Consider the following 4944-nt stretch of genomic DNA (forward strand, 5'->3'; position numbering starts at 1 on the left):
CAGGTCCTTGAACGGGTCGTAGCCCACCTTCATCAGGTGCGGCGCGATGGTCAGCGGGCCGATGGAGCCCAGCAGGATGACCGAACCGTCGGGCTCGGCCTTGGCCACGAACTGGTGGGCGATGTTGCCGCCGGCGCCGGCCCGGTTGTCCACCACCACGGTCTGACCGATGTTGGCCTGCAGCTTCTTGGCGATCATCCGCGCCGCCGCATCGGCCGCGCCACCGGCGGCAAAGCCCACCACCAGGGTGACGGGCTTTCTGGGCAGCTCCTGGGCTGGGGCCTGGCCCGCGGCCAGCGCGAGCGCGATGGCCAGCAGCGGGAAGGAACGGCGGCTTGTGGAAAGGCTGGGGCGCATGGCGGTCTCCTGGCGGGGGCGGTTGGAATCAGTCGTCGCCGAGCTGCAAGCGGCTCGGCTGTCGCTTCTCGATCGCCCACTTCAGCAGGGCGGCGCTGCGGTAGATGCCGTGGGCAAACTTGCCGTAGGGCATGGTGGCGAACAAGGCCATCACGGCGCCCAGGTGCACCGACAGCAGCAGCGCCAGCGCCGGCGTGGCCTTGAACAACATCAGCACCAGGCCGCTGGCCGCGGTGAGGAACAGCAGCGCGATGAAGCCCCGGTCCATCGGCCGCTGCCGCAGGTCTTGCTGCAGCGCATGCCGGCGCAGGTTGAGCATGAAAAGCCCCGCGGTGCCCAGCACCAGCATCACGCCGCCGCTGATGCCCAGCAGCTTGGGCAGGCTGGCATAGGCATAAGGCGCCTGCCAGCCCAGCAGGTAGTGGTACAGCGTGGCCACGCCGGTGGCCGCGAAACACAGCAGGAAGCCGTAGAACGTGAGGTGGTGAAAGCGCCGTCGCCACAGCGTGAAGCGGTCGTCGGCGTTGTTGCAGCCCTCGCCATGGCCGCCTTCCAGGTACTTGAGGCGCAGCACGTCGTGCGTGGCCTCGGCCACCGCGGCGCCGCTGGCCGGACCCGGCTTTTCGCTGCGCCAGAAGCGGCTCACGCCGATGCCCAGCGCCAGGGCCGCGAACAGGAACACCGGCGCGAACAGCGACACCATCAGGTGGTGGGGAAACACCGCATAGAAGTTGCCCTGCGGCGCGCCGCCCCACAGGCTGCCGTGCAGCCCGGCGGCCAGCACCATGAAGAGGGCCAGCCCGCCGGCCAGCGCCAGCGCCAGCGTGAGGCCGTTGCGCTGGTACAGCCGGCCCAGCGCCGGTGGCCATGCAAACTCGGTGTATGTGCCCAGCCGCACCTCGGCCATCGCGCGCGGCACGTTGACCGCAAACTCGTGCGGCGGCGCGTACTGGCAGGCATGCAGGCAGGCGCCGCAGTTGTGGCACAGGTTGGCCAGCAGGTTCACGTCCTGCTTGTGAAAGTCCAGCCGCCGCGTCATGGCCGGAAACACCGCGCAAAAGCCTTCGCAATAGCGGCAGGCATTGCAGATGGCCATCACGCGGGCCAGCTCCTGCTCGCTACCGGTCATCGGCTGGATCGGGATCACCCGCGGCGGCCGTGCCTCGGCCAGGTCGGTGGCTTCGCGCACCAGGGTGTCAAGCGGCGACATTGTCTTGCTCCAGGTGCGGGTGAACGTGGCCGCAGGCGGCCGCGGCCTGCGTGCCCGCGATGCGGCCGAAGGCGGTGCCGATGCTCATGCCCACGCCGGCGGTGTAGCCCTGGCCCAGCACGTTGCCGGCCATCATCTCGCCGGCCACGAACAGGTTGGGGCTGGGCCGCCCGCCAAAGCGCACGGCGGCGGTGTGGTCCACCTTCAGGCCCAGGTAGGTGAAGGTGACGCCCGGGCGCAGCGCATAACCGAAGAACGGCGGGGTGTCGATCGGCCGCGCCCAGTGGGACTTGGCCGGGCTCAGGCCTTCGGTGCGGCAGTCGTCCAGCCGGGTGTGGTCGAAGCTGCCGGGCCGGCAGGCCGCGTTGTAGGCCTGCAGCGTGTGCATGAAGCGGGCTTCGTCCAGGCCCAGGCCGCGGGCCAGCGCGGGCAGGCTGTCGGCCCGCACGCCCGGAAACACCGGCGGCATGAAGCGGCCCACCGCCTTGGCGTCGATCACCGAATACGCCACCTGCCCCGGCTGCTGGGCCACCAGCCGGCCCCAGATGGCATAACGCTTTGGCCAGAAGTCCTCGCCCTCGTCGTAGAAGCGCTCGGCCTCGCGGTTGAGCACCACGCCCAGCGACACGCAGTCGATGCGGGTGCAGATGCCGCCGTCGTACAGCGGCGCCCGCGCATCGATGGCCACCATGTGGGCCTGCGTCGGATCGCCGATGGTGTCGGCACCGGCCGCCATCATGAAGCGCAGCAGCGTGCCGGTGTTGAAGCGGGTGCCGCGGATCAGGAAGTTGTCGGCCGGCTGCTCGCCGCGCGCATTGGTGCCCCAGGCTTCACGCAGCCAGTCGCGGTTGCTTTCGAAGCCGCCGCAGGCCAGCACGCAGGCGCGGGCGGCAAAGCGCTGGCCACCCGACCAGGCGGCCACGAAGCGGCCGTCCTGCAGTTCCAGCCGGTCCACCGGCGTGTCGTAGCGCACCCGCACGCCCAGCCGTTCGGCACTGCGGTAGTAGGCATTGACCAGCGCCTTGCCGCCGCCCATGAAAAACGCGTTGGTGCGCGCGGTGTGCAGCGCCCCCGACAGCGATGGCTGGAAATGCACGCCATGGCGGCGCATCCACGGGCGGCAGGTGGCGCTGGCGCGGATCACCAGCCGGGCCAGCGCCTCGTCGGTGCGGCCACCCGTCACCTTGAGCAGGTCCTGCCAGAACTCCTCTTCGGTGTAGACCTCCACCAGCACGTCCTGCGGCGCGTCGTGCATGCAGCGCAGGTTGCGCACATGCTGCGAATTGCCACCCCGCCATTCGCGGGGCGAGGCTTCCAGCAGCTGCACGCTGGCGCCGGCTTCGCGCGCCATCAGCGCGGCGCACAGCGCGGCATTGCCGCCGCCGATGACGAGCACGTCGGGGATGTCCGGGTTCTGCGTGGAAGGCATGGGCGGCACTCTAGGAGCCGCCCTGCCCGGCCGCTAGACGGCGGCCGGGCAACAGGTGTTCACGCTTCGTGAAGAGTGGCGCCCGGCCACTGGCCGCCTTGCACCAGGCCACGGGCCACGTCGCGCAGCACCACGCGGGCGGCCAGTGCGGCGGGCGACAGCTCGTCTTCGGGCAGCGCAGCCAGGCGGTTGATGCGGCGGGCGCCGCGGTCGGTGATCTCGGCGCGCACGATGTCCTGCCCGGCCAGCCGCGCGGTGGCGGCGCCGGGCTGGATGGTGGCGGCCAGACCGGCGCACACCGCGTCCATCAGCACCGCCAGGCCATCGACCTCCAGCACCAGGTTGGGCTGACCGCGGGCGCGCTTGAAGGCGGCGTCCACCGTGGCGCGCAGGCCGTGGCGGTGGCTGGGCAGCAGCAGCGGCAGGTGGCGCAGCTCGGCCAGCCGCACGCGGGCCGCGGCCGGCAGCCCGGGCAGGCTGCGCAGGCCCAGCAAAAAGAGCCGTTCTTCCAGCAGCGGCACGCTGGCATGGCCGGTGTCGAACAGCAGCGCCAGGTCCAGCTGGCGCGCGGTGAGCATGCCGGCCAGATGGCCCGAGAGGCTTTCGACCATGCGCAGCCGCACGTCGGGGTAGCGTTCACGCATCGCCTGCATGAAGGGTAAAGCCAGCACCGCCGAGGTGGAAGGCGCCAGCCCCACGCTGACATGGCCCGACAAGCGGGCCTGCTGCGCCGCGCGCACCGCGTCGTCGGCATGGCGCAGCGTGAGCTGCGCCTGCTGGTAGAAGGCCATGCCCGCATCGGTGGCGCGGGCGCCGCGGGCGTCGCGCTGCAGCAGCCGGGTGGCCAGCTCGCCTTCCAGCCGGCTGATCTGCTGGCTGAGTGCGGAAGTCACCACGCCCAGGTCCTGCGCGGCGCGGCCCATGCTGCCCAGTTCCACCACCCGCACGAAGTAACGCAGCTGCCGCAGTTCCAAGCCCTTCCCTCCTTGCCCACGCCGGCGGCGCGGTGCCTGCAGTATCCGGCTATAAAACAGGCCACAGGCGGTGCCGATGCCGCGCCGCCGCAGGAGACCTTGCATGCCCTTCGCTACTCGCGCCCTTCCCTTTGCAATGCTGCTGCTGGCCGGCTGCGCCGCCAGCCCGCCCACGCCGGCTCCGCTCAGCGTGGCCGGCCTCTGGCGGGTGGACCAGGCCATGACCGAGCCCCTGGTGGACCGCAGCCAGGCGCGGCTGGACTTTCGCGACGACGGCACGCTGGTGGGCCACACAAGCTGCAACAGCCTGCGCGCCAGCTACACGCTGAAGGCCGACCGGCTGACGCTGGGCCCGGTGGTGACCACCAAGCGCGCCTGCGGCCCGATGGCGATGGAGCAGGAAGACCGCGTCCTCACCGCGCTGGAAGCCTCGCGCACCGCCCGCGTGCGGCCTGACGGCCTGCTGGAGCTGCGCGATGCCGACGGCCGCGGCATGCTGCGCGGCACGCGCTTCGTGGAAGGCGGTTCCTAGGCCGCCAGGCCGAACATCAACGACCGGTGGGCCGCCAGCCCGGCGATGGCGCCATCGCTCACCGCCAGCGCCACATTGCCCATCGCGCGGCCGGTGTCGCCGCAGGCAAACACCCCGGGCACGGTGGTGTGCTTCATCGCATCGGTGTGCACATGCTGGGTGGTGGGCGTGTGTTCCAGCAGGCAGCCCAGCTGCTGCGCCAGGGGGCTGGCCGGTGCGGTGCGCGGCGCGGTGAAGAGGCCCGCGAACACCTCGCGCCGGCCATCGGCCAGCACCAGCGTGGCTTCGTCCTCCACCGCCTGCACCAAGGCCCGTTCCACGGCCACGCCCCGCGCGGCCAGTTGCGCCAGCGCCGCGGCATCGGGCTCGAAGCGGCCATTCAGGCACAGCGTGACGTCGCCCCATTCGGGCAGCAGCAGCGCCTGGTGCAAGGACTCGGGCC

General features: G+C 71.4%; 5 protein-coding genes and 1 pseudogene. 1 reads left to right on the top strand and 5 read right to left on the bottom strand.

Annotation, left to right across the window (positions count from 1 at the left end; genetic code table 11):
• From ABNT58_RS21380 to ABNT58_RS21395, 4 genes are all read right to left on the bottom strand, one after another.
• On the bottom strand, positions 1-357 hold a 357-nt coding region (locus ABNT58_RS21380; RefSeq protein ID WP_348755429.1), incomplete at its 3' end, for a tripartite tricarboxylate transporter substrate-binding protein.
• A 28-nt stretch (positions 358-385) separates the two neighbouring features.
• Positions 386-1567: a tricarballylate utilization 4Fe-4S protein TcuB gene (tcuB, locus tag ABNT58_RS21385; protein ID WP_348755430.1), complete on the bottom strand. Its 1182-nt coding sequence runs from the start codon at positions 1565-1567 to the stop codon at positions 386-388.
• A complete protein-coding gene (gene tcuA / locus ABNT58_RS21390) occupies positions 1554-2996 on the bottom strand; it encodes an FAD-dependent tricarballylate dehydrogenase TcuA (protein ID WP_348755431.1) in 1443 nt (480 codons plus the stop codon). The genes tcuB and tcuA overlap by 14 nt, the downstream gene beginning before the upstream one ends.
• A gap of 59 nt (positions 2997-3055) precedes the next feature.
• Positions 3056-3970, bottom strand: coding sequence for a LysR substrate-binding domain-containing protein (locus tag ABNT58_RS21395; protein WP_348755432.1), 915 nt, complete (start codon positions 3968-3970; stop codon positions 3056-3058).
• Positions 3971-4073: 103 nt separating this feature from the next.
• On the opposite strand from ABNT58_RS21395, the gene ABNT58_RS21400 reads away from it, so the two are divergent.
• Positions 4074-4502, top strand: a complete 429-nt coding sequence (locus tag ABNT58_RS21400) for an META domain-containing protein (protein ID WP_348755433.1) — start codon at positions 4074-4076, stop codon at positions 4500-4502.
• Here ABNT58_RS21400 and ABNT58_RS21405 read toward each other — a convergent pair.
• Positions 4499-4944, bottom strand: a pseudogene (locus tag ABNT58_RS21405) (thioredoxin reductase); the annotation flags it as partial. The gene ABNT58_RS21400 and the pseudogene ABNT58_RS21405 sit on opposite strands and share 4 nt — an antisense overlap.

Source organism: uncultured Aquincola sp., assembly GCF_964001545.1.
Taxonomy (GTDB): Bacteria; Pseudomonadota; Gammaproteobacteria; order Burkholderiales; family Burkholderiaceae_C; genus Aquincola.